The sequence below is a fragment of the Nonomuraea africana genome, from assembly GCF_014873535.1.
Lineage (GTDB): Bacteria > Actinomycetota > Actinomycetes > Streptosporangiales > Streptosporangiaceae > Nonomuraea > Nonomuraea africana.
Genome location: NZ_JADBEF010000001.1, coordinates 6744320 through 6768572, shown reverse-complemented (window position 1 = coordinate 6768572; position 24253 = coordinate 6744320). Strand labels below are relative to the sequence as shown.

At 71.7% G+C, this 24253-nt stretch carries 18 protein-coding genes and 1 pseudogene; 10 read left to right on the top strand and 9 right to left on the bottom strand.

Translation table 11 applies throughout. The features are described 5' to 3' along the window. Complete coding sequence (locus H4W81_RS32070) at positions 1–1281, top strand: hypothetical protein (protein WP_192778233.1); 1281 nt, start codon at positions 1–3, stop codon at positions 1279–1281. Positions 1282–1299: 18 nt separating this feature from the next. Here the strand turns inward: H4W81_RS32070 and H4W81_RS32065 are convergent, their stop codons facing one another. Continuing rightward, positions 1300–1905 carry a TetR/AcrR family transcriptional regulator gene (locus tag H4W81_RS32065; RefSeq protein WP_192778232.1) on the bottom strand — a complete coding sequence of 202 codons (606 nt, stop codon included), beginning with the start codon at positions 1903–1905 and terminating at the stop codon, positions 1300–1302. After that, on the bottom strand, positions 1902–3272 hold the full coding sequence (locus H4W81_RS32060) for an alpha/beta hydrolase (protein ID WP_225958892.1): 1371 nt from the start codon (positions 3270–3272) through the stop codon (positions 1902–1904). The genes H4W81_RS32065 and H4W81_RS32060 overlap by 4 nt, the downstream gene beginning before the upstream one ends. Positions 3273–3488: 216 nt before the next feature. On the opposite strand from H4W81_RS32060, the gene H4W81_RS32055 reads away from it, so the two are divergent. Both H4W81_RS32055 and ccrA read left to right on the top strand, forming a co-directional pair. Next, the gene (locus tag H4W81_RS32055; RefSeq protein WP_192778231.1) at positions 3489–9689 is read left to right on the top strand and encodes a type I polyketide synthase; all 6201 of its coding nucleotides are present in this window, start codon (positions 3489–3491) and stop codon (positions 9687–9689) included. Next, a complete protein-coding gene (gene ccrA, locus H4W81_RS32050; protein ID WP_192778230.1) occupies positions 9686–10999 on the top strand; it encodes a crotonyl-CoA carboxylase/reductase in 1314 nt (437 codons plus the stop codon). Before H4W81_RS32055 ends, ccrA begins: the two co-directional genes overlap by 4 nt. Positions 11000–11089: 90 nt before the next feature. Here the strand turns inward: ccrA and H4W81_RS32045 are convergent, their stop codons facing one another. After that, on the bottom strand, positions 11090–12286 hold the full coding sequence (locus tag H4W81_RS32045; protein WP_192778229.1) for a PucR family transcriptional regulator: 1197 nt from the start codon (positions 12284–12286) through the stop codon (positions 11090–11092). Between the two features lie 72 nt (positions 12287–12358). Beyond that, entirely contained in the window at positions 12359–12556 is a 198-nt protein-coding gene (locus tag H4W81_RS32040; protein ID WP_192778228.1) for an EF-hand domain-containing protein, read from the bottom strand. 69 nt (positions 12557–12625) lie between these two features. Here H4W81_RS32040 and H4W81_RS32030 point away from each other — a divergent pair. The 6 genes and pseudogenes from H4W81_RS32030 to H4W81_RS32010 all read left to right on the top strand — a co-directional run bounded on the left by H4W81_RS32030 (position 12626) and on the right by H4W81_RS32010 (position 16857). Continuing rightward, positions 12626–13429: pseudogene (locus tag H4W81_RS32030) on the top strand (tyrosine-protein phosphatase). A gap of 228 nt (positions 13430–13657) precedes the next feature. Continuing rightward, positions 13658–13870 (top strand): helix-turn-helix domain-containing protein, encoded by a 213-nt coding sequence (locus H4W81_RS49755; protein WP_337959977.1) that lies wholly within the window; start codon positions 13658–13660, stop codon positions 13868–13870. A gap of 15 nt (positions 13871–13885) precedes the next feature. Beyond that, positions 13886–14524, top strand: coding sequence for a response regulator transcription factor (locus H4W81_RS32025; RefSeq protein ID WP_192778225.1), 639 nt, complete (start codon positions 13886–13888; stop codon positions 14522–14524). A gap of 71 nt (positions 14525–14595) precedes the next feature. Next, positions 14596–15003, top strand: coding sequence for an ATP-binding protein (locus H4W81_RS32020; protein ID WP_192778224.1), 408 nt, complete (start codon positions 14596–14598; stop codon positions 15001–15003). 46 nt (positions 15004–15049) lie between these two features. Continuing rightward, positions 15050–16483, top strand: a complete 1434-nt coding sequence (locus H4W81_RS32015) for a PAS domain-containing sensor histidine kinase (RefSeq protein ID WP_192778223.1) — start codon at positions 15050–15052, stop codon at positions 16481–16483. Continuing rightward, positions 16480–16857, top strand: coding sequence for a response regulator (locus H4W81_RS32010; RefSeq protein ID WP_192778222.1), 378 nt, complete (start codon positions 16480–16482; stop codon positions 16855–16857). The genes H4W81_RS32015 and H4W81_RS32010 overlap by 4 nt, the downstream gene beginning before the upstream one ends. Here H4W81_RS32010 and H4W81_RS32005 read toward each other — a convergent pair. Genes H4W81_RS32005 through H4W81_RS31995 form a run of 3 tightly spaced genes read right to left on the bottom strand, consistent with a single transcriptional unit; the run spans position 16848 to position 20271 of the window. Continuing rightward, the gene (locus H4W81_RS32005; RefSeq protein ID WP_192778221.1) at positions 16848–17621 is read right to left on the bottom strand and encodes an MEDS domain-containing protein; all 774 of its coding nucleotides are present in this window, start codon (positions 17619–17621) and stop codon (positions 16848–16850) included. The genes H4W81_RS32010 and H4W81_RS32005 overlap by 10 nt on opposite strands. 55 nt (positions 17622–17676) lie before the next feature. Beyond that, on the bottom strand, positions 17677–19902 hold the full coding sequence (gene secD, locus H4W81_RS32000; protein ID WP_192778220.1) for a protein translocase subunit SecD: 2226 nt from the start codon (positions 19900–19902) through the stop codon (positions 17677–17679). A gap of 18 nt (positions 19903–19920) precedes the next feature. Then, a complete protein-coding gene (locus tag H4W81_RS31995) occupies positions 19921–20271 on the bottom strand; it encodes a hypothetical protein (protein WP_192778219.1) in 351 nt (116 codons plus the stop codon). 37 nt (positions 20272–20308) lie between these two features. Here H4W81_RS31995 and H4W81_RS31990 point away from each other — a divergent pair, with 37 nt between their 5' ends. Continuing rightward, positions 20309–21970, top strand: coding sequence for an alpha-amylase family protein (locus H4W81_RS31990; RefSeq protein WP_192778218.1), 1662 nt, complete (start codon positions 20309–20311; stop codon positions 21968–21970). 225 nt (positions 21971–22195) lie between these two features. Here H4W81_RS31990 and H4W81_RS31985 read toward each other — a convergent pair whose 3' ends face one another. Further along, positions 22196–22933, bottom strand: coding sequence for a cytochrome d ubiquinol oxidase subunit II (locus H4W81_RS31985; protein ID WP_192778217.1), 738 nt, complete (start codon positions 22931–22933; stop codon positions 22196–22198). A gap of 9 nt (positions 22934–22942) precedes the next feature. Further along, positions 22943–24193, bottom strand: coding sequence for a cytochrome ubiquinol oxidase subunit I (locus H4W81_RS31980; protein WP_192778216.1), 1251 nt, complete (start codon positions 24191–24193; stop codon positions 22943–22945). Positions 24194–24253 lie beyond the last annotated feature (60 nt).

Here is a 24253-nt window from a genome sequence, read left to right as displayed (position 1 = left end):
ATGCGTTTCCGCAAGATCTTCGTCATCGGCCTGGCGCTCTCCCTTCTGGGAATCGGAGTCCCGGCCTGGTCGGACAACGATCCCAGGAGCTGCAACGACCTGATGCCCAGCGACACGCCGGCCTACGTGGTCTGCCGCTGGATGGCGACGCCGGACGAGGCCGCGGACATCGCCAGGTTCTGGCTGGACAACGACGGCGAGAACATGAAGAACACCCAGCCCGTCGACAGCCCGACCATCGACTGCACCGAAGAGGGCAACACCTGCCCCGAGGTGCCGGGCGACAGCACCTCTGGTGACGTGGGCGACCCCGACCCCGCTCCCGAGGAGACCGGCGCGCCCGAGTGCGAGGGCGGCAGCAAGGACTGCTACGTCGACCCCTCCGAGCTGTCGGCCGCCGAGGTGAAGAGCGCGGGCGACACCGCCGAGGGGCAGGCGGTCAAGACGGCGGCGGAGGCGGGACTGCGGGTCTGGATCGACACCGACCTGGCCGACGACTGGAAGGCCGGCAAGCTCGCCGACGCCGTCAAGCGGGTGGGCGCCCTGGCGATGCAGGAGGGCGTGGTCGGGCTCAGGTTCACCTCGCAGCTCGGCTACAACCAGACCTTCACGTCGGTCGAGGAGATCGACAAGTTCATGACGGAGACCACGACGGCGCTGCGCGACGCGCTTCCCGGCAGGAAGCTCGCCGTGCACACCGTCGTGCCGGTGCTGGGCTGTGGCGCCAACGAGGAGTGCAGGACCGAGCTGACCAAGAAGTACCCGCTGCTCGACCCCGAGCGCGTCGGCGCATGGCTGTCCAAGGGCCTGGTGGACCAGCTCTCGCTCGACAACGGCCACCTGGCCACCGAGTACGCCACCTGGAAGATCGACGCCGTCGCCGCCCAGCGGAACCAGTGGATCCAGGTGCGGGCCAGGGCCTGGGACGCCTACGGCACCATCGGCGCGGAGGACGCGGTCTTCACCGCCCCCGGCTCCTCCCAGCTGACCGCCGAGCAGGCGCTCAAGACGATCACCGAGCGGGTGGCGACGCCGCTGCAGTCCGACGCCGCCGAGACGGTCACCCTGTGGACGCGCTGGCAGGACCCGAAGGGCACGGTCAACAGGGTGCTCGGCGACAAGCTCGCGGGCAACGCCACCTGGGAACAGCTGGTCAGGCTGAGCGAGGTCAAGCCGCGCCTGGCCACGCTCTACAACCCCGCCGCCCCCGAGGTGGACGTGGCGACGGACCTCAAGAAGTACGCGGAGGCGTTCGGCCAGGTGTACCTGTCCGCCGTGTGACCCCTGACCGAGGCCGGGTCAGTAGCCGCGCCCCGCGGCGCCGTGGCTGAGCAGGTCGAAGGCGGTGTCGGCGGCCTCGGTCGCCTCGGGGTAGACCTCGTCGGCGCTGCGTCCTGCCGAGATCGCGGCCACGTTGTCGCGCGCCAGCACCTGCCGCACGGCGACCACCTGGGCGGCGACCAGGCCGGGGGCGGGGCCGCCGAGCGCCCGCGCGAGCGCGTCGGCGTCGGCGGTGCCGTACTCGACCAGGCGGGCGGCGATGCTGGGCGTGCCGAACACCAGCCGCTGGAAGGCCAGCACCTCGGGCAGGTCGCACAGCCCCGTCACGGGGTCGCGCTCGTCGAGGCCGCGCATGAAGTGCCGGCGCAGGGCCTGGAGCGGGGTCTCGTCCTCGGCCCTGCCCTCGACGATCCTGGCCGCCTCGCCCTGGTGGTCGGCGATGCGGTGCAGGACCAGGTCCTCCTTGGCGGGGAAGTAGCGGAACAGCGTCGGCTTCGACACCTCCGCCGCCGCCGCGATGTCGGCGACCGCCACCCGGTCGAACCCCTCGGCGAGGAACATCGCTATCGCCGTGTCGGACAGCAGCTGCCGGGTTCGTTCCTTCTTGCGGTCGCGCAGGTTCATGGGTCCAGTGTCCAGCCTTTCACGCCCAGGGGCAGCGGGGCGGGCTGGACGGCGTCGGGCGGGGTGATGGGCGGCAGCGGCGTGTCGTACTCCCAGTCGCGCTGGTCGCGCATCGTGGCCACGCCGGGGTCGCCGCCACCCTTCAGCCCCAGGGCGCGCAGGGCCATGGGGAAGGAGTTCTTGAACTCCCTGTTCCAGTAGGGCCAGGTGTGGGTGCCGTTGCCGTACATGTTCATCGTGTGCTTGATGCCGAGCGCGTCGAGGCGCTTGCTCAGCGCCTTGGCGGTGTAGGCGGAGATCGGCTCGCCCAGGTGCGCCGGGTGCCAGGGCGAGCCCGGAGGGTCGAGGGGACCGGCGAAGCTGTTGGTGCCGCTCGACAGGAAGATGGCGGTGCCCTTGAGGTTCGGGGCGAGCACCAGGGGGTCGTTCGCGGCCCAGATCTTCTTGTCCCTGGCCGGGTCGCCCCACAGCGCGTTGGGGTCGTGGCCCTCGCTGAGCTGGGCGTTCTGGATGATCTGCGGAATGCCGGGCAGCTCGGTGGCCATGATGCCGCTGAACGCGCCGACGAAGGAGAACATGCCGGGGTTCTGCGCGGCGTACTTCACCGCTCCGTAGGCGCCCATCGACAGCCCCGCGATCGCTCTGCGGGTCCCCGCCCGGTAGCCGATCTCCAGCAGCTGCCGTACCTCCTGGGTGTGGAAGGTGGCCCAGGCAGGCGTGCCGCCCCTGCCGCCGTTGTACCAGTCGGAGTAGTTGCCCGCCCGGCCCGCCTCCGGCATCACGATGATCGCGTCGACGTTCTCGGTGAAGCTCGCGACGTCGGTCATCCTGGTCCACGCGGTGTAGTTGTCGGCGCCGCCGTGCAGCAGGTAGAGCACCGGCCAGGTGCGCTTGGCGGACTTGGACCAGCCCCTGGGCAGCAGCAGGCGCACCGGCATCATCCGGCCGACCGAGGGAGAGGAGATCAGGAGGTCGAGCATGCGCGGCCCGAGCCAGCGCTCTCTGACCACCCTCGCCGAGCCCTTCAGCGCCCGCTGCCAGGGGGCGTAGCGGCCGTCGCCGCTGTCCTGCGGTTGGGGCTGACCGCTCTCCCGATGCTGGGGCGGAGCAGCCGGTTCCCCGGAGGGCCGGCCCGAGGCCGGCGGGGGTGCTCCTGGCGCCTCCTGCGGAGCCACCTCACCCGGTACGGCAGGCGGCCGCCCCTCCTGCGGGTCGGGAGCGACCTGCGTGGGCCCCGCCGTGCTCTCGCCCTCGGGAACCAGTGACCAGGTGGGATCGGCGAGGGCCGGAGCGGCACTCGCGCCGACGAGCAGCACCGTCGTCAACACCACCGCCAGCGCTGTCGCCGGCAAGCCCTGGGATCGCATGATGCCCTCCACCGTCCTCAGCGTGCAGGCGAGGCTAGGCCCTGGTGGCGGGAATGGGCTATCACCGCGCGCAACGAAAAGGCGTCCAGGGTTGCGCTCCGCGGACAATTATCACCGCCGTGACAAAACGATCCAGAGGAATGTTCGGCTACGGCCTGCTCCTGAACGGTGCGTATCGGTAAGTTGACCGATCACCCCGGCTGTATGGGAGCGCGTGTGGACATACTCGGCGAAGGTGACATCCGACGCTTCCTCACGGAGCGGATCGCCTCCCGTCTCCCCTCGCAGGAAGTGGACCCCGACCGGCCCCTGGAGGAGTTCGGGCTGTCGTCGAGGGACGCGGTGGGCATCGCGGGTGAGCTGGCCGAACTGCTGGGCCGGGAGCTGCCGCCGACGCTGGTCTGGGAGCATCCCACCGTCAACCGCCTCGCCGCCGCCCTCGCGCCGGGCGCCGCCCCCGCCGCACCCTCGGCGGCGCGGGCCGGAGGGAGCGAGCCGATCGCGGTGGTGGGGGTCGGTTGCCGCCTCCCCGGCGCGGAGGGGCCCGAGGCGTTCTGGGACCTGCTGATGGCGGGCCGCGACGCCGTACGGCAGGTGCCCGAGGGCAGGTGGGAGGCGTTCGACGACGGCAGCGCCCGCACCGCCGACGCCATCGGGCGCACCACGAGGCACGGCGGCTTCCTCGACGACATCGCGGGCTTCGACGCCGAGTTCTTCGGCATCCCGCCGGGCGAGGCCGCCACGATGGACCCCCAGCAGCGCCTCCTGCTCGAAACGGCGTGGGAGGCGCTCGAGCACGGGGGCATCGCGCCCAGGTCGTTGCGCGGCAGCCGTACCGGCGCCTTCGTCGGCATCTCGGGCAACGAGTACGCCCACCTCACCACCGCCGACCCCGCGTCCGTGGAGGCGTGGACGGCCACCGGCGCCGCCTTCAGCATCGCGGCCAACAGGCTCTCCTACCTCCTCGACCTGCGCGGGCCGTCCATGGCCGTCGACACCGCCTGCTCGTCCTCCCTCGTCGCCGTCCACCTGGCGGCGGCGAGCCTGCGGGCGGGCGAGAGCGACCTGGCGCTGGCGGCGGGGGTCAACCTGCTGCTCTCGCCCGTCGTCACCATGGCCTTCGACCACGCGGGCGGCACCTCGCGCGACGGCAGGTGCAAGGCCTTCGACGCCTCGGCGGACGGCATGGTCCGCGCCGAGGGCTGCGGCGTGGTCGTCCTGAAGCGGCTCTCGGACGCCCTGCGCGACGGCGACCGCGTGCTCGCCGTGGTCCGCGCCACGGCGGTCAACCAGGACGGCCGCTCCAACGGTCTGGTCGCGCCCAATCCCGAGGCGCAGGAGGAACTGCTCCGTACCGCCTACGCGGGTCTCGACCGCGGACCCGACTACGTCGAGGCGCACGGCACCGGCACCTTCCTCGGCGACCCCATCGAGGCCCGCGCCCTGGCAGCGGCCCTCCAGGGCCACGTCCTGGTCGGTTCAGTGAAGACCAACCTCGGCCACCTGGAGGCCGCGGCAGGGGTGACGGGTCTCATCAAGACCGTCCTGGCGCTGCACCACGGCGTGATCCCGCCCAGCCTCCACTTCCGCGAGCCGAACCCGCACATCCCGTGGGAGCGCCTGTCCGTCGTCACCGAGCCGACCGCCTGGCCGCGTCCCGGCGCGCGGGCGGGGGTGTCGTCGTTCGGCTTCGGGGGCACCAACGCTCACGTCGTCCTCGACGCCTTCCCCGCCGCCGCCTTTCCTGCCGCCGCCGCGCGGGACGACGCGCCCGTCGCGCGGGTCTTCGTGCTCAGCGACGTCACCGCCGACAGGGTGCGCGACCACGCGGCCGACCTGGCCGAGTGGGCGGCCGCCGCGGCAGGGAAGGGCGTCGGCCTGGGCGATGTGGCGGCCACGCTCGCCAGGCGCGCGGGCAGGGGCAGGGTCGGCGCCGCCGTCGTGGCGAGGGACGCGGGCGAGCTGGCCCGCGCGCTCGGCTCCGTCGAGCCGGTCCCCGTCGGCGGCAGGGGTCCGGTGTGGGTCTTCAGCGGGTACGGCGCGCAGTGGCAGGGCATGGGCCGCGACCTCTACGCCGCCGCGCCCGCCTTCCGCGAGGCGGTCGACGAACTGGCCCCGCTGCTGAAGGCCGAGGCGGGCATCGACGTCCACGACTGGAGGGGCGAGGGCGTCGCGACCCTCCAGCCGCTGATCTTCGCGGTGCAGCTCGGACTTGCCAGGCTGTGGGATGCCTACGGCATCACGCCCGCCGCCGTCATCGGGCATTCCATGGGCGAGGTCGCGGCCGCCGTCGTCGCGGGCGGCCTCAGCGTCCGCGACGGAGTGCGCGTCATCTGCAGGAGGGCCAGGCTGCTCGGCTCGCTCCGCGGTGGCGGCGCGATGGCCGTGCTGGAGGTGGGCGCCGCCGAGGTGCCTGAGGACCTGCACGTCGCGGTCCACTCCTCTCCCGTCCAGACCGTGGTCACGGGCGATCCCGGCAGGGTGACGGCCTTCGCGGCCGAGGTCGCGGCGAGCGGACGGATGGCCAGGGTCCTGACGGCCGAGGGCGCGGGACACTCGCCGCAGGTCAGGCACTTGCAGCCGGTACTGCGCGCGGAGCTGGCGGCGATCGCGCACGGCGCGCCTTCGCTGCCGTTCTACTCGACCGTGCTGGAGGATCCGCGCGATACGCCGACGTTCGAGCCCGCCTACTGGGCGGCGGGGATCAGGCGTCCGGTACGGCTCATGCAGGCCGTCCAGGCCGCCGCCGACGATGGGTTCACGGTGTTCACCGAGATCGGCCCGCATCCGGTGCTGGCCGTCCCGCTGCGCGACACCCTTCCGCGCACGGCCGTGGTGACGCACTCGCTGGTCAGGGGCGGGGGGACGAGCGCGGTCGAGGAGCAGGTGGCCAGGGTGGCGGCCGCCGTACCGCCGAGGACGCACGGACGCGTCACCGACGTGCCGCGGCCACGCTGGCGGCGGGAGCGGCACTGGGTCGCCGCCAGGCCGCGGCCGGTGGGCGGGCATCCGCTGCTCGGCGCGCACGTGGAGACGCCCTTGGGGCACTGCTGGTCCACGACGCTCGACGACCTGTCGCAGGTGCCGTGGCGGTTGGCGCCGGAGGTCTGGCACCGGCATGGACACGCCGTCCTGCCGGTGGAGGCCGTCGCCCGGCTCGCTCGGGCCGCGCTGGGCGGGGCGGCGGTGCGCGATGTCGTGCTGCACGGGCTGTTGCCGCTGCCCGCCCGGATCACGACCACGCTGGCGGGCGGGCGGGTGGAGGTGCACGCCAAGGACGCGGCAGGGGTCTGGCGACGGTACGGCTCCGCGACCGCGGACCCGTCGGAGGTCGTGTGGTCGGCGGATGACGGGCGGTCGGAAGACGGGCGCCCGGTCGGTTGGGCCCGGCCGGAAGGGGGGCGGTTCGGGAATGGGCGCCCGGCGGGTGGGGAGGCGCCGGAAGATGTGCTCGAAAAGATTGCGAAGGTCGGTGTAGACGGGGTCTGTGTGGGAATCGAGTCGCATGAGGTCCGGCCGGAGGAGGTTCCGGTGCGGCTGGCGGACAAGCTCGTCGAACGGATCTGGGTGCAGGCGCCACTGGCGCAGGGCGGGGCGGCCCCGGCTCGTGAATGGCTCATCCTGGCCGATGAGGGGGATTCGCGGGCGGGCCGCCTCGCCTCGCTCGTCCCGACCTCGCCGGACGGTGACCCCCTGCTCCTCGTGCCGCGACGCCCCGACCCCCGTCGCGTCATGCTCGAGGTCGCCCGGCTGGCGGCGCGGGGCGGACGGCTCAGGATCGTCACCGAGCGGGCCCAGTCCGTGGTGGCGGGCGAGCGGGGGGAGCCCGCCGCCGCATCCCTGCGCGGGCTGGTGCGGGTGCTGGCGCTGGAGCATCCCGAGCTCAGGGCCACGCTGATCGACGTCGACGACCTGGCCGCGCTGCCCGGGGAGCTGGCGACGGATCTGGGGGACGACGAGGTGGCCTGGCGCGACGGCGTCCGCTACGCCGCCCGCCTGCGCCGCGCCGAACTGCCCGACCTCCCCGGCATGCCGTACGCGCCTGCCGGGAACGGCCTGCCGTACGTGCCTGGCGGGAAGGGCGTGCCCTATGTGCCTGACTCGAGCGGCCTGCCGTACGTGCCGGACGCGGCGGTGGTGCGGCACGGGGGCGGTTATCTGATCACTGGCGGTTACGGCACGCTCGGACTGCTGGTCGCGCGCTGGCTGGCCGACAGGGGCGCGGGTCGCGTCGTGCTGAACGGCCGCTCGGGCCCCTCGGCTGAGGCCGCCGCCGAGCTGGCGCGGATCGGGGTGGCCGAGGTGGTCGCCGGCGACCTCGCCGTTCCGGGTACGGCTGAGCGGCTGGTGGCGGCGGCGACCGCAGGAGGTGTACGGCTGCGCGGTGTGGTCCACGCGGCGGGCGTCCTGGACGACAGGCTCATCGCCGACCTCTCCCCGGAGCCGGTGGACCGGGTGTGGCGGGCCAAGGCGCTGGGCGGCCTGCGGCTGCACGAGGCCACACGTGGGACGGACCTCGACTGGTGGGTGGCGTTCTCGTCGTCGGCGGCGTTGCTGGGCTCGCCGGGCCAGGCGGCCTACGCGACGGCCAACGCCTACCTGGACGCGCTGTGCGAGCTGCGCAGAGCGGAGGGGCTGCCCGGGGTGTCGATCGGCTGGGGGACGTGGGCCGGGGCGAACCCGCTGCCCGCCGTCGCGCCGCTCACCCCGGCGGAGGGGATCGAGGCGCTCGAAGCGCTGCTGCTGCGGAAGCTGTCGGTCGGGGTGGTCCGGCTGGATCCGGCGGCGGCGGTGGCGGTGTTCCCGCGGGTGGCGCGCATGCCGTACTTCTCCATGGTGGTGGAAGGTCCTTCGGGACGGGCCGACCTCGGGTCACTGTCGCCGGACGAGGCGCTGGAGGTGATCGCGGCGCGGGTGCGGGAGCGGGCGGCGGGGGTGCTGGGGTTCGACGGCGCGAGCCTGGGGGATGGCGTCGCGCTGACGGAACTGGGGCTGGACTCGCTGGCGGCCACGCGGTTGAGGGGGACGATCGAACACGACTTCGGGGTGGCCCTGCCCGCGGGACCGCTGCTGAGGGGCGCGACGCTGGGGGAGATCGCCCTGATGGTAACCGCCGAGCTCGACATCAAGACCACCCTTCCGACGGATCTCCACCCGGCCGACCTTCGGACGGATCCCCAATCGACGGGTCTCCACCCGGCCGACCCTCACCTGATCCCCCCGCGTTCGGTCGACCCGCGTTCGGCTGAGTTACATCCAACTGGCTCGCCCCCAACCAGTCTGCGCTCGACGGGTGAGAGTTCGGGGTCGGGAGAGGTTGGGCCTCGGGATGCGGCGGAGCGGTTGGTCGTCAGGGTGGCGGGGGAGGTGCTCGGGCGGGCTCCAGGGGTGGACGAGCTCCTCCCTGCCGAGACGTTGCCCCTGGTCGCCGCCAGCTTGGCGGGCGAGCTGGGCGTGGAGGCCGTGGCACTGCGGGGGCTGACGGATCCGACGGTCGCCGAAGCGTCGGAGCCACACGGAGCGGCCGAGATGGGGTCAAAGGGCGGGGCGGGGCCGAGGACGGTGGCCGAGGTGGCGGAGGCTGTGCGGGCGATGGACGAGCAGGAGGCGGGGAGAGGCATCGTCAGGCTGCTCACCCCCGCCCTCCCCTCGAGCAGCACGAGGCCGTTGTTCCTCGCGCATCCGGCGGGCGGCACGACAGGGGTGTACGCCGGGCTCGCCGCCCTCCTCGGTGTCCCCGTGTTCGGGCTGGAGCGGCTGGACGGCGGCGCCGACGTGACCGAACGGGCGGCGATCTACGTCGAGGCGATCAGGCGCACCGCCCCCGCCCCCTACCGGCTGGGGGGATGGTCGTTCGGCGGGATCCTGGCCTTCGAGATCGCCAGGCAGCTCGGCGGCGACGACGTCGAGCTGGTCGCGATGATCGACTCGGGGCTGCCCGACGAGCTGGCCGAGGAAGACCGGAAAGCGGTGCATGCCCGTAGATATGTGGATTTCTCGCGGTATCTGAGTGAGACCTACGGCGCCCGCATCACCCTCTCCTACGAGGAGCTCGAGAACCTCGACGAGCAGGCCCGGCTCGACCTCACCGAGCAGCGGATCAAGGAGTCGGGCGTGCTCGCGGCCCTGAGCCCGGCCATCCTGCGCCACCAGCGGACCTCCCACGAGGACACCAGGGCGATCGAGCGCTACCGCTGCCTGCCGTACGGCGGGCGGGTCGTCCTCTACCGCTCCACCGAGCCGACCCCCTGGGCCGTGCAGGACGCCCGCTACGTCCACGAGCACGATCCGGCCAGAGGGTTCGCCCCTTATGCGAAGAGTCTCGAGATCGTCCCCGTCCCCGGGGCGCACCATCTCAATCTGCTCGACCCCCCGTACGTAGAGATCGTCGCCGCACACCTGAGAGGTCTCCTATGACGCTGGCACAGGCAGTCATCGAGGGCGCGGACCCCGAGGAGCTCCTGCGCGCAGAGGTTCCCCCCGTGTACCGGGCAGCCCACATCCGCAGGGACGAGGTCGGCATGTTCGGCCGCGCCCCCCACGGCACGATGGGCGTGGACAAGGACGTGCGCAGGTCGCTGCACGTGGGCGAGGTGCCGATGCCCGAGCTGGCGCCCGACGAGGTGCTGGTCGCGGTCATGGCCAGCGCGATCAACTTCAACACCGTCTGGTCGGCGATGTTCGAGCCGATCCCGACCTTCGCCTTCCTCGAACGCCTGGGCAGGAGCGACCCCCGGCACGACCTGGACACGCACGTGCTCGGGTCTGACGCCTCGGGGGTGATCGTCAGGACGGGCGCCGCCGTACGGCAGTGGCGGGTCGGTGACAAGGTGGTGACGAGCCCCGCGTACGTGGACAGCGAGGACCCCGTCGCCCACCACGACTCGATGCTGGCCGCCGACCTGCGGGCGTGGGGGTTCGAGACGAACTTCGGCGGGCTGGCCGAGTTCGCGGTGGTGAAGGCGACGCAGCTGCTGCCCAAGCCGCGCCACCTGAGCTGGGAGGAGGCCGCGTGCAACATGCTCTGCGCGTCGACGGCCTACCGCATGCTGGTCGGCGAGCACGGCTCACGGATGAAGCAGGGCGACGTGGTGCTGCTGTGGGGCGCGACGGGCGGCCTCGGCGCGTACGGCGTGCAGCTCGTCAGGAACGGCGGCGGCATCCCTGTCGGCGTGGTCAGCTCAAGGGAGAAGGCCGAGCTGCTGCGCGGCATGGGCTGCGAGCACGTTGTGGACCGCACGGAGTTCGAGCACCTGGACGACGAGAAGGCCTGGCGGCGGTTCGGCGCCGAGGTGCGCAGGCAGGTGGGGGAGGATCCGGCGATCGTCTTCGAGCACACCGGCAGGGAGACGTTCGGCGCGTCGGTCTACGTCGCGAGAAAGGGTGGATCGGTGGTCACCTGCGGCTCGTCCAGCGGGTTCGACCACTCCTATGACAACCGGCACCTGTGGATGAAGCTCAAGCGCGTCATCGGCTCGCACGGCGCCAACTACCAGGAGTGCGCCGAGGTCAACAGGCTCATCTCGCTCGGCATGATCCACCCGACGCTGTCGCGGGTCTATCCGCTGGAGCGGGCGGCGGACGCGGCGCGCGCCGTCCAGACCAACCGGCACGTCGGCAAGGTCGGCGTGCTCTGCCTGTCACCCGCGGAGGACCTCGGCATCGAGGACCAGGCCCTGCGCGAACGCATCGGGGAGGACCGCCTCCGGCTCTTCCGCACCTCGTGAATTCCGGGCCCCGAATGAAGGCCGGGCGCGCCCACCAAAGCGGGGGCGTGCCCACCAAGAATGGGCGTGCCCAACAAGGCCGGGGTTCGTTCAGGAAGGGCGGGCGCCCTCGCGGGCGGCCTGTCTGGCTCGCAGGACGATCTCCAGCTCGAAGCGGATGTCGGGGTCGCCGAGCTGCTCGCCGTACAGCTCCTCGAGCTGGCGCAGCCGGTAGCGGACGGTCTGCGGGTGGACGTGCAGCCTGGCGGCCACCTCGCCCGCGCCCCTGCCGTACCGCAACCAGGCGAGCAGTGTCTCGGCCAGCCGGTCCTGCTGGGAAGGCCGCAGGTGCGCCAGCGGCGCGAGCCTGTTCTCCGCCAGCGAGCCGACCAGGTCCTCGTCCTTGAAGACGATCAGCGTCGCCATGTGGTCGGCGCAGCGCAGCGGCCCGCGCCCGCCCGGTAACACCCCTCTGCGGGCCAGCTCCAGCGCCTCGGTCGCCCAGCGCAGCGAGCTCGCCGCGCGTTCCAGCGGTACGGCGGGCCCGATCGCCGCGCGCCACCCGCACAGGCCCTTCTCCAGCATCTGCGGCTGGCCGGGGCCGTTGGGATCGGGGACGAGCAGGCAGGGCTGCGGCCTTTCGAGGCCGACCAGGATGTCGGGCGGCAGGGAGGGCGTGCCGTTCTGGTCGTCGAGGGCGACGCCCGCGACCGTGCGCGGCAGCCGCCAGCCCGCCGCCTTGGCCAGGTCGGAGATCGCCTCCGCGGCGGCGGGCGGCTGGGAGAGCAGCAGGTCGAGCAGGCGGTGGCGGCGGCGCTCCATCTCGCCCGCCGCGTGCGCCCGCGCCTCGTCGAACCCCTCGGCGGCCGCGTCGGCCAGCTGGTCGAGGTAGACGAAGATCGCCTCGCCGAGGTCGTAGAGCGACTGGGGCGACAGGCGGAGCGGCTCCGCGAGCTCCGTCAGCCGCCGCCATCCGACCCTGGCGCCGAGGCGCATGGCGGTCTGGAGGGCTTCGAGGTTGCGGCCTTCCGCGGCCTCACCCCTGCCGATCATGCGGAACGGCTCGGGGTCCCATGGCGCGTCGGGGTCCTCGATGCGGTCGAGGAAGCGGCCGATGGCCTCCTCGACCGCCATCCGCACGACCTTGATGTAGACCTCGTCGGTGGGCCTGGCGTACTCGGGGATGCGGGTCTGGATCTCCTCGATGACCTCGTCGGAGACTTTGGCTATGCCAGGGCGCAGGGCGTGCGCGATGCCGGAGGGCACGGACTCCCACAGTCGGCGCCAGTCACCCGAGTCACCCCTCATGCCCATTTCCCCTCCCGCCGCTTAGTGTTGCTTATCTGACAGGGGATCCAGAAGCAAGTGCTTGGTTCGTCGTTATGTGAGGAAGCGGCCGAACTCCTCCAGCGAGATGAGGCCGTCGCCGTCGGCGTCGAGCCTGGCCACGCCGGCCTGGGCGGCTTCCAGGGTGATGGGCTGGCCGAGCACCTCCATCAGGCGGGCCAGCTCCTCGGCCGAGATCAGGCCGTCGTTGTTGGCGTCGACGAGGTCGAACGTGATCGCATAGTCGCTCATGGCGAGAGGTTAGCCGGATTTGTCGCCCATCGCCGCTCACTCACCCAACCTCGGCACCTCCGGCCCGTCATGGCGGGGATACCGCCTGGCAGGCGGCTATCGTCGGGTTTCATGGAGTTCATCGCATCCGTGCCCAACCTGCGTGACATCGGCGGTCACGTCACGGCCGACGGCCGCAAGGTCCGCACTGGGCTCGCCTTCCGCTCGGGCGCGCTCGACCGGCTCGCCCCGGCCGACCACTAGGCCCTGCTGGCGGGAGGGGTGCGCCTGGTATGTGATCTCCGTACCGCCAGCGAGCGCACGGACCAGCCCGACCGTCTGCCCGACGGCATCGACTACCTGGTGCTCGACGTGCAGCGGCAGGGCGGCCACGGCGCCGACATCGCCGCCCTGTTCGAGGACCCGGCGCTCGTGGAGTCGATGACCTCGCCCGAGGTCTCCGAGGGCTTCCTCATCGAGGTCTACCGGGGCATGGTCACCATGCCCGACGCGCACGAGGCCTACCGCGACCTGCTGCGCGCGCTGGCCCGGCCCGGCACGCTCATGCACTGCACGGCAGGCAAGGACCGCACCGGCTGGGGGGCCGCGCTCCTGCTCACGCTGCTCGGGGTGGACCGGCGCGCCGTCATGGACGACTACCTGGCCAGCAACGAGCACCTGGCCGAGACCGCCGCCACGGTCTACGCCCTGCTCGACGGCACCGGCATCCCCCGAGAGATCGTCAGCCCGCTGCTCGAGGTGCGTGAGTCGTATCTGAACGCCGCCTTCGACACCATCACCGCGACCTACGGCGATCTCGACACCTACGTGCGCCAGGCGCTCGGCCTCGCCGACGACGACGTCGCCGCCCTGCGCCGACTCTACCTCGTCTAGTCCCAGGCGGCCCGCTCCGCCGAGCAGCTCACCGGGCCTGGCACCGGGCCGGTTCGCCCGGTAGCGCGCGGCAGCACCGGCTCACCTCCGCCCTGATGAGCGGCGAGCCGGTCGAAGGTTTGGCCCCGCGCTACCTGGTCATGAGCCTGGCGATGGAGGAGAGCACGGCGGTCGCCACGCGGCGCAGGCTCCACCGGGTGCTGCGCGAGCTCGACTCCTTCGCCGACGGTGCGGCCCTGCCCCTGCTCGACGCGGCGGGCGGCAGCGTCCTGGTTCCCTGGGAGGGGCCATGGGACAGGGTCAGGGAGCTGGTGGCGCGGCTCCAACACCGTCGACTACCGGTTGCGCAAGGTGGCCGCGCTCACCGGCCTCGATCCGGCGGACGACCACCATGTCCAGCGCATCGGCGCCGCCCTGGCCGCCAGGCGGGCCCAGGGCTGAAGGAGAATGGGGCCCATGCCGACGTCGATCAGGGTAGTTCTCGTCGAGGATCACGACATGGTGGCCGAGGCCCTCGGCATGGCGCTCGGCATGGCGTCGGGCATCGAGGTGGTGGCCAGGTCGGCGTCCCTGGAGGCCGCGGTCGCCGACACGGGCCGCTGGCAGCCCGACGTGGTGGTGCTCGACCGCCGCCTGCCCGACGGCGACGGCGTCGAGGCCATCGGCAGGTTCACCGCGGCGGCGGAGGGCGTGCGCGTCCTGGTGCTGACGGCCGAGGCGAACGCCTCGGTGGCCACGAGGGTGGTGGAGGCGGGCGGCGCGGGGCTGGTGATGAAGTCTTCGGGGCTGCGGGCGCTGGAGTCGGCGGTCCGCGAGGTGGCCTCCGGCGCCGTGGCGTTCGCGCCTGAGCTGTTGCCCGAGGTCCTCGACCGGCTGGCGGGCCGGGCGGGGCCGTACGGCGCCGAGCTGACGGGCAGGGAGTGGGAGACGCTGCAACTGCTCGGGGAGGGGGCGAGCACGGCCGAGATCAGCCAGCGCCTCGGCGTGGCCCGCAACACCGCGCGCAACCACGTCCAGCGGGTGCTGGAGAAGCTCGGGGCCCGGTCGAAGCTGGAGGCCGTGGTCATCGCTCGCAGAGACGGCCTGCTCGACTGATGCAGATGCACTAGTCGGTTATGGGCCAGCCGCATCTCGTGATCACTCGCGGCCTGCCGGACATTAGGTGGATGGCACTCCAGACCGAGCAGCGGCTGGCAGAGGAGCTCGACAGCATCACCGTGGCGAGGGAGATCGCCGGACGATTCCTCCAGCAGGCCGCTTACGGTGGCGCGCACGACGACGTGCTGCTGGTCGTGTCGGAGCTGGTGACCAACGCGTTGCTGCACGGTTTGGGGCCACCGCTGTTCCGCATGAGCGCGAGCGCCGCCAAGGTGCGGGTGGAGGTGGCCGACTCGGGGACGGAGCTGCCCGTGCCGCGCGAGCCTGGCCCCCACGACGGCTGGGGCCTCCAGGTGATCGAGCGAGTCTGCTCCTCCTGGGGCGCCATCCCGCACGAGGGCGGGAAGGTGGTGTGGTGTGAGCTGGTCGCCGCCCCTTCTCCAGCCACGACCAAGTCGGGTGTGGTGCTCGGCTGAACGGCAGGCCGTACCGCGGGCGGGGCCCCTCGTGCGAAGCTGCGGTATGGCCGATGGAGACCGGGACCTCAACCTGCTGGTGCAGAGCGTCATCGACTACTCGATCTTCATGCTCGACACCGAAGGGCGCATCGTCAGCTGGAACGAGGGCGCGCAGCTGATCAACGGGTACACCGAGGAGGAGATCACCGGCTCGCACTTCTCGGTGTTCTATCCGCCCGAGGACGTCGCCGCCGGCAAGCCCGAGCGCGAGCTGGTGACGGCGATCGCGGAGGGGCGGCTGGAGGACGAGGGCTGGCGGGTCCGCAAGGACGGCACGAGGTTCTGGGCCAATGTGATCATCACCGCCCTCTTCGACGAGACTGGACGGCTGCGCGGGTTCGGCAAGGTCACCCGTGACAGGACCGCGCAGCGCGCGGGCGAGCAGGCCCTTCGCGAGAGTGAGGAACGCTTCCGCCTGCTGGTGCAGAGCGTCGTCGACTACGCGATCTTCATGCTCGACCCCGAGGGCTGCATCGTCAGCTGGAACGCGGGGGCGCAGCGGATCAAGGGCTACCGCGCCGACGAGATCACCGGCTCGCACTTCTCGGTGTTCTATCCGCCCGAGGACGTCGCCGCCGGCAAGCCCGAGCGCGAACTGGTGACGGCGATCGCGGAGGGGCGGCTGGAGGACGAGGGCTGGCGGGTCCGCAAGGACGGCACGAGGTTCTGGGCCAATGTGATCATCACCGCCCTCTTCGACGAGACCGGACGGCTGCGCGGGTTCGGCAAGGTCACCCGCGACATGACCGAGCGGCGCATGGCCGAGCGCACGCTCGACGAGCGCGGCCGGCTGCTCGCCCACCTGGTGCAGGCGCAGGAGGCGGAGCGGCGCCGCATCGCGTGGGACGTCCACGACGACACGATCCAGTCGATGGTCGCCGTCGGGATGCGCCTGCAACTGCTGGCGGGACGGCTGCCTCCCGAGCACGCCGCCACCGTGGAACGGCTCGACGAGGCGGTGACCAGCGCCATCAACCGCCTGCGCGGGCTCACCTTCCGCCTGCGCCCTCCAGGACTCGACGGGGACGGCCTGGCCGAGGCGGTGAACGGCTATCTCGCCCAGTCCATGGCGGGTACGGGACTGCGCTACACCTTCTCCCACGACCTGGAGCGCGAACCCGCGCCTGAGGGCGCGATCACGATCTTCCGCATCCTCCAGGAAGCGCTGACCAACGTGCGCAAGCACGCCAGGGCCACGACGGTGTCGGTGTCGATGGAATCGGCCGACCACGGTGTACTGGTGCGGGTGGTCGACGACGGCGTCGGTCTCTCACAGCCGGTGGAACGGCTCGCGGGACGCGACCACTTCGGCCTCCTGGAGATGCGCGAACGCGCCGAGACGGCGGGCGGCTGGTGGAGCGTCGGCGGCAGGCAGGGGGAGGGGACGACCGTGATGTTCTGGGTGCCCGCCCTGATGTACGGGGAGGGCGGGTCGTGACCAGGCTGACCGTTCTCATCGGCGACGACGAGCCGATGATCAGGGAGGCGCTGTCGGAGGTGCTGGGAGCCGAGCCCGACCTGGACGTGGTCGCCGTCGCGTGCGACGCCGAGGAGTCCATCGAGCTCGCCGTACGGCACGAGCCCGCGGTCGCCATCCTCGACATGCGGATGCCGGGCGGCGGCGCGCGAGCCGCGCGCGAGATCCGCAACCGCTCGCCGCGCACCAGGATCATGGCCTTCTCCGCCTACGGCGACCCCCGTTCCGTGGAGGAGATGGACCGGGCGGGAGTCACGGAGTACGTGCTCAAGGGCGTGCCGAACAGGGACATCGTGGCGGCCGTGCGAAGGGTGGCGGCCGCGTGTCAGCCGTAGGGCATGACCCGCCCCGCGCCACGCAGGGCGGGCTCCTCGACGGTCACCAGTCTGGCGACCCTGTCCACGCGGAGCAGCCGCAGGTGCGCGCTCTGCCCCGGGCAGGCGAGGATCGACAGCGGCGCGCACCTGGCGGCGGCCACCAGACCGAGCTGGGCCATCGCCCGCACGTCGAGGAAGGACATGCCGGTGATGTCGATGACCGCCTCCCCGTCAGGCAGCGCGCGGGTCAGCGCCTGCCAGGCCAGCAGGTTGGTGCGGTCCGCCTCGCCGGTGAAGGTCACCCCTGCGCTCGTCGTGCGGTGCCGCAGGCAGGCGGCCTCCCGGCCGACGGGGTGGGCCTGGTGGAAGCGCGTGAGCTGGGCCGGAGGGAAGAGCCTGGTGTCGTAGTGACAGATCGCGGTCAGCCGCCCGTCCCCGAACAGCGTGTTCAGGCCGGACTCGGCGGCCACCAGCTCGTCGGGGTCGATCGCGCGGGCCCAGCTCATCTCGACGCTGGTCCAGAGCCCTGACCGGCCCTCGGTCGCCGCCTGCCGTACCGCCTCGGCGTAGAAGTCCATGAGGCCGTCCAGTGTGCTCCTGGGCTCCATCACCTGGACCCCGGGCAGCGAACCCGCGAGGTGCGGGGCGGCGAACACGAGCACGCGGGCGCCCGCCCGCCGCCCCTGCTCGACGAAGTCGAGCGTGGTGGCGGCGAGCGAGTCGTCGTCGTCGAAGGTGACACCGACGTGGTCGCCCGGCTGGATGGCCTGCGGTTTCGTCACCTTTCGGATGTTACGCCCTAACTAGGGGTAGTTATATGACTACCCAGCTGAAACCTCACACGACGGCTCCCGAGCCCTCGCGGGAGCGGGGCTCGCGGCGCTTGGCCGGCTCGGGCGGCGGCTGCTTGCTGTACCGCTCGAGCTCGATGGCCAGCGGGCCGGCCACGAACGACGAGGTGAGCGTGCCCACCACGATGCCGATGAGCAGCGCGATCGCGAAGTCGCGCAGCGAGTCGCCGCCGAATACCGCCAGCGCGGCCAGGATGAACAGCGCGCCGAGGCCGGTGTTGACGGTTCGCGGCACGGTCTGCAGGATCGCCTGGTTGACGATCTGCGGGAAGGGCGTCTTCCGGTGCGCCGCCCACAGCTCGCGCACCCTGTCGAAGACCACGACCTTGTCGTTCACCGAGTAGCCGATGATCGTCAGCATCGCCGCGAGGAAGACGCCGTCGATCGGCTTGCCGAGCCACGCGAAGGCACCGACGACCGCCGCCGTGTCCACGAACAGGGCCAGCACCGCGGCGGCGCCGAAGGTCCATCTGAACCTGGCGGCCAGGTAGAGCAGCTGGGCCGCGAGCGCCACGCCCAGGGCGATCAGCGCGTTGCGGCGCAGCTCGTCGCCGAGCGAGGGGCCGATGAGCTCGTCGCGCACCTTGCTGACCCCGCCGCCGAGCGCCTCCTGGATCCGGACCACGTCGTCACCGCTGATCTGGCCCGTGCGCACCGAGATGGCCTCGCCGGAGCTCTGCACCACGGCCGACGGGAAACCGGCGGCCGAGACCGCCTGCCTGGCCGCGTCGGCGCTCATCGGCGTCGCCGTCGTGAACTCCACGAGCCGCCCTCCGGTGAACTCCACCCCGAAGTTCAGCCCGCGCGCGAGCAGCCCGCCGACCGCGACCAGGACCAGCACGGCCGCGCCCGCCAGCCAGCGCCGCGAGTGACGCATCACGAAGGGGTTCTTCGCCGTCAGCCAGGTGCGCACCCTGCCGATGGAGCCGAGACCAGAGACCCGAGGCGGCACCCTGCCGATGATCCACTGGGTGAGCGCCCTGGTGATGAGCATGGCCGAGACGAGTGAGGCGAGCACGCCGATGGACAGCGTCACGCCGAAGCCCTTCACGGGGCCCGACGCCAGCCAGAACAGCAGGCCCGCGGCGAGCAGCGTGGTGATGTTGGAGTCGGCGATCGCGCTCCAGGCGTTCTTGAACCCCCGGTCGAGCGCCGCCTTCAGGCCCTTCCGCGGCGTCGCGCCGTACTCCTCTCTCGCCCTTTCGAAGACCAGCACGTTGGCGTCCACGGCCATGCCGATGGCCAGCACGAATCCGGCCAGTCCCGGCAGGGTGAGCGTGGCGCCGAGGGCGACGAGGGCGGCGTAGGAGATCAGGCCGTAGGAGGCCAGCGCGATGGCGGCGAGCAGGCCGACCACCCGGTAGACCAGGATGATGAACAGGCCCGTCAGGAGGACGCCGACCACGCCCGCCTTGGCGCTGGCCGCGATGGCGTCGGCGCCGAGCGTGGGGCCGACCGTCCGCTGCTCGACGATCTCCAGCGGCACGGGCAGCGAGCCGCCCTTGATCAGCACCGCGAGGTTCTGCGCCTCCTCGGGGGTGAAGGAGCCGGTGATGTCGGTGGAACCGCCGGGCATGCCGGTACGGCACGGCGTGCCCTCGTTCACCTGCGGCGAGGAAATGATCTTTTTGTCGAGCACGATGGCGACCCTGCGCTTGGGATCGCCCACGGGCTCGCAGGCCGCCGCGCCGGTCAGCTTCTGCCACGGGCCCGACTCACGGAAGTCGACGGAGACGAACCAGCTCGCCCCCCGCTGCGGATCGGTGCGGGCGACCGCGTCCGTGACGCCGTCGCCGCTGATCACCGCGGGGCCCAGGCGGAGCGGCTGACCGCTCTCGTCGGGCAGCCCCTTGGGATCGTCGTCGCCGAGGACGGCGTGGAAGGAGAGCTGGGCGGTCCTGCCGATCACCTCGGCGGCTCTGCGCGGGTCGAGCACGCCGGGCAGCTCGACGATGATCCGCTTCTCGCCCGAGCGGACCAGGGTCGGATCGACCACGCCCAGGGCGTCCGTCCTGCGCTGGAGCACCTCCAGTGTTCTGTCGGTGGCCGCGGCGTCGGCCTTCACGGTGGGCGAGTCTCTGGTCTCGAAGACGAGCTGGGTGCCGCCGCGCAGGTCGAGGCCGAGGCGCGGGGACATGGTCAACGCTAGGTACAACGAGGTCGCGATGACGGCAAGCGCCGCCACCGCGCGCCACATGGGCGCACGGGACATGTGTCCTCCACAAGGCTCTTACAGGGATTCGGTGAGCGATGGGGAGGCGGGAGGGGCGCGGGCCGGCGCCCGTCTGTGGTGCCCGGCGCCCTGCGCGCGGCGCCGAGCGTCGGTGACGGCGGCGAGGTGGGCCTGCCTGCCGTACGGGGTCCTGGCCGTGAGGACGGCGACGCCGCCCGAGGCGGCGTGCACACCCTTGCCCGCGTGGGCCTGCGGCCTTGACGGGTCGGGCAGGATCTGCTGGTGATCGGCCGCCCTGAAGGACTTGGCGTGGACGGTCGGCGTGCCGGAGGCGGGCGGAGTCGTCCCGCCGGCCAGGAAGAGCGTGGACAGCAGGAGCAGCAGCGCAGCGGGCAACCTGGTCCGCACGGGTTCACCATACGCCTGATCGGGTAGCAGGGGCGCCATGCGGCTCACGTACACAAGCGATCTTTGGTGGAAGAACGCGGTCATCTACTGTCTCGACGTCGAGACCTACAAGGACGGCGACGGCGACGGTGTGGGCGACTTCCGCGGCCTCACCCAGCAGATCGACTATCTGCACAGCCTCGGCATCACGTGTCTGTGGCTCATGCCCTTCTTCCCGACCCCCAACAGGGACGACGGCTACGACATCACCGACTTCTACAGCGTCGACGCCCGGCTCGGCACGCTCGGCGACTTCGTCGAGTTCATGCGCACCGCGAAGGACAGGGGGATCAGGGTGATCGCCGACCTGGTGGTCAACCACACCTCCGACCAGCATCCGTGGTTCAAGGAGTCGCGGTCGAGCAGGGAGTCGCCGTACCGCGACTGGTACGTGTGGACCGACAACCCCGAACCTGACGACCCCAGCCAGATCGTCTTCCCCGACAAGGAGGACTCGATCTGGCAGTTCGACAAGAATACGGGGCAGTACTACCTGCACAGCTTCTACCGCCACCAGCCCGATCTCAACGTCGCCAACCCCGCGGTCCGCGACGAGATCGCCCGCGTGCTGGGCTTCTGGATGGAGCTCGGGCTCTCGGGGTTCAGGGTGGACGCGGTGCCGTTCCTCATCGAGAACGTGGGCGACAAGCTGCCCGACCCGCACGCCTTCCTCGCCGACCTGCGCGCCTTCATGTCCAGGCGTGAAGGCGGCTCGATCCTGCTCGGCGAGGTCAACATGCAGTACAAGGACCTCGTCTCCTACTTCGGCGACGGCAACGGCGACCAGCTCACGATGTGCTTCGACTTCATCGCCATGCAGCGCACCTGGCTGGCCCTGGCCAGGAACGAGGCCGAGCCGATCAACCAGGCGCTGGGCGACCGTCCCAGGCCGCCCAAGGACTGCCAGTGGGCCACCTTCCTCCGCAACCACGACGAGCTGACCCTCGACAAGCTCAGCGAGGAGGAGCGGCAGGAGGTCTTCGACACCTTCGGCCCCGAGAAGAACATGCAGATCTACGGCAGGGGCCTGCGCCGCAGGCTGCCCTCGATGTTCGGCGGCGACCTGCGTCGCATCAAGATGGCCTACAGCCTGCTGTTCTCCATGCCGGGCACGCCGGTGATCTTCTACGGCGAGGAGATCGGGATGGGGGACGACCTCGACGCGGAGGGACGCATGGCGGTCAGGACGCCGATGCAGTGGTCACCGGGCGGCGGCTTCAGCGACGCCAAGCCGGTGCGGGACATCCCCGAGGGGACGTTCGCGCCCGACCGGGTCAACGTCAGTGACCAGAAGCGCGACCCCGACTCGCTGCTGCGCTGGTTCCAGCTGCTGATCGAGCGCTACAGGGAGTGCCCCGAGCTGGCGTGGGGCGACAACACCGTGCTGGACACCGGCCACCCCTCCGTCTTCGCGCACCGCTGCGACGCCGACAGCGCGACCGTGGTGGCCGTCCACAACCTGTGTGACACCGCGACGGAGATCGAGCTGGCGCTGGAGGGCCTGGACGGCTGCGTGCTCACCGACCTGCTGGCCGACGAGACGATGGAGGTCGCCGGGGGCCACGTGCGGCTGCCGATGTCGCCGCACGGCTGCCGCTGGCTGCGCGCGGCACCGCGCGAGGACATGCCGCCGGAGGACGCCTCGATCATCGCTCACTAGCGGGGTAGGCCAGCATGGCCAGCTCGCGGATCTCGGCCGTCGCCTTCCTCCGAAGAACCCCAGCCCGTGACCGCCTGCCCTCTTCGTGCGGGCTGGGGCTGGGGTCTTTCTGGGGGAGGGGTGCGAAGAGGCATCTGACGGCGCCCGGTGGATGGGGGGCTGGGGTCTTTGGAAGGGCGGTCGCGAAGAGGCGTCCGACGGCGCCGGTGGATAGGGGAGAGGGCGTTACAGGTAGGACGGGCCTGTTACGCGGGCTCTGAAGGTCCACCAGACCCATGCCTGTGCCGCCACCAGGAACGGGATCAGCGCCAGCATCACCGGCACGAGAAGCCCCAGCGTGCCCGCGTCGGCCGCCGAGTGCGCGAGGTCCAGCTCCGCCCCCGCCAGCACGCCGAGCCCGGTCAGCGCCACCGCCGTCAGCGCGTACGTGCGTCCCTCGCCCGACCCGCCGGTCAGCCGTACGGCCCGCTCCCGCAGCTCTCCGGTGAGCCGCAGCCCCGCGAACGCCAGCCCGTGCATCGCGAACAGCAGCGCGACCACGCCCGCCGCCACGATCGGCACCGGCAGGATCTGGGTGAAGATCACCCCCCAGGCCAGCGCCAGCGTCCACGAGCCGCCGACGATCGCCCCGTCCCAGCAGGCCTGCCAGCGCGCCCCCGGCATCCGGCCGCGCAGCCACAGCCCCATGTCCCGGACGATCCAGCCGACCAGCAGCGCCACGATCGCCAGGTAGTTGCCGCTCAGCAGCTCGCCCTCCAGCAGCGGGAACAGCCCCGCCAGCACCCCGGCGGTGGCGACCAGCCACACCTCGTTGCCGAGGAAGAAGGGGGCGAAGGCGGCGATGACGGTTCTGCGCTCGGCGGCCGTCCTTCCGAGGTACGGCAGCAGCATGCCCACCCCGATGTCGGCCCCGCCGAGGATGAGGTAGCCGAGCGCGAAGAAGCCCAGGATGAAGATCTCCACGATGTCTCCTCAGAACGTCAGAGCGGGGGCGGGGGTCTCGACAGGGCGGCTGCCCAGGGCCACGGCGTCGGGCCCGCGCTTGGCGTGCCTGGCCAGCAGCCAGTAGTTGATGACGATGAGCAGTCCGAAGACCGCGCTGAAGGCGATCAGCGAGACGCGCATCTCCAGCGGGCTGACGTGGGACATCGCGTCCTGCGTGGTCAGCAGGCCGTACACGACCCAGGGCTGGCGGCCGACCTCGCGGAAGATCCAGCCCGCCAGCATGGTGACGAAAGGGATCGGGATCATCGCCGTCAGCAGCCAGTGCCAGATCCGCAGGCCACGCACCGCGGGCCGGAACAGCATCAGCAGGAAGCTGGCGGCGGCGACGACGAACATGATCACGAACAGCAGCATCATCACGATGCCCGCGGTGCGCACCAGCTCGACGGGCGGCAGGTAGTCGCCGGGGCCGAAGCGCGCCACCATGTCGGCCTGCACCTGGGCCAGCTCGTCCGCGCTGCCCGACCAGGCGGCCGCCTTGGTCGGCTGCATCGTGTCGAAGCCGAGGCCGCCGAAGGTCGCGGTGACCAGGGTGGCCGGCAGCGCGAGGGCGATGCCGATGCGCAGCGACTTGCGGAAGAACTCCTGCTCGTGGGTGCGCCTGCGCAGGTGGTAGGCGCTCACCCCGGCCATGAAGAAGCCGCCGACGACCATGGCGCCGCTCAGGATGTGGCCGAAGGCGACGAGCGAGGCGGGGTTGGCCGTCAGCGCGCCGAAGTCGGTTAGCTGGAGCACGCCGTCCACGACCCGGTGGCCGACCGGGTTCTGCAGGAAGCCGTTGGCGATCAGGATCCAGAAGGCGCTGGCGTAGGCGGTCAGCGTGACGACCCAGATCAGCGCCAGGTGCGCCCACCGGTTCAGCCGGTCCCAGCCGAAGATCCACAGGCCGAGGAAGGTCGACTCGATGAAGAAGGCCACCAGCGTCTCGATGGCCAGTGCCGCGCCGAACACGTTGCCGGCGAAGTGCGTCAGGCCGCTCCAGGACATCCCGAACTGGAACTCCATCACCAGCCCCGTCACGATGCCCATGGCGTAGTTGATGATGTAGAGCTGGCCCCAGAACCTCGTCATCCGCAGGTGCAGCGGGCTACGGGTGAGCGTCGCCCTGGTCTGCAGGACCGCGACCAGGGTGGCGAGGCCGAGCGTCAGCGCGACGAAGAGGAAGTGCGCCCCCGCGGTCAGCGCGAACTGCAGGCGGGCCAGGTCTACGGTTTCCATACCTCAGACCATCCACGTACGGCCTGCCCCGCCGCGTCAGCCCACGGTTGTGCGGGCCGT

Coding starts and splice junctions, on each gene's coding strand:
- H4W81_RS32020 (WP_192778224.1), top strand. CDS start 14,596: ATGGCACTCCAGACCGAGCAGCGGCTGGCAGAGGAGCTCGACAGCATC.
- H4W81_RS32025 (WP_192778225.1), top strand. CDS start 13,886: ATGCCGACGTCGATCAGGGTAGTTCTCGTCGAGGATCACGACATGGTG.
- H4W81_RS32015 (WP_192778223.1), top strand. CDS start 15,050: ATGGCCGATGGAGACCGGGACCTCAACCTGCTGGTGCAGAGCGTCATC.
- H4W81_RS32065 (WP_192778232.1), bottom strand. CDS start 1,905: ATGAACCTGCGCGACCGCAAGAAGGAACGAACCCGGCAGCTGCTGTCC.
- H4W81_RS32060 (WP_225958892.1), bottom strand. CDS start 3,272: ATGCGATCCCAGGGCTTGCCGGCGACAGCGCTGGCGGTGGTGTTGACG.
- H4W81_RS32070 (WP_192778233.1), top strand. CDS start 1: ATGCGTTTCCGCAAGATCTTCGTCATCGGCCTGGCGCTCTCCCTTCTG.
- H4W81_RS32045 (WP_192778229.1), bottom strand. CDS start 12,286: ATGAGGGGTGACTCGGGTGACTGGCGCCGACTGTGGGAGTCCGTGCCC.
- ccrA (WP_192778230.1), top strand. CDS start 9,686: ATGACGCTGGCACAGGCAGTCATCGAGGGCGCGGACCCCGAGGAGCTC.
- secD (WP_192778220.1), bottom strand. CDS start 19,902: ATGTCCCGTGCGCCCATGTGGCGCGCGGTGGCGGCGCTTGCCGTCATC.
- H4W81_RS31990 (WP_192778218.1), top strand. CDS start 20,309: ATGCGGCTCACGTACACAAGCGATCTTTGGTGGAAGAACGCGGTCATC.
- H4W81_RS31980 (WP_192778216.1), bottom strand. CDS start 24,193: ATGGAAACCGTAGACCTGGCCCGCCTGCAGTTCGCGCTGACCGCGGGG.
- H4W81_RS32040 (WP_192778228.1), bottom strand. CDS start 12,556: ATGAGCGACTATGCGATCACGTTCGACCTCGTCGACGCCAACAACGAC.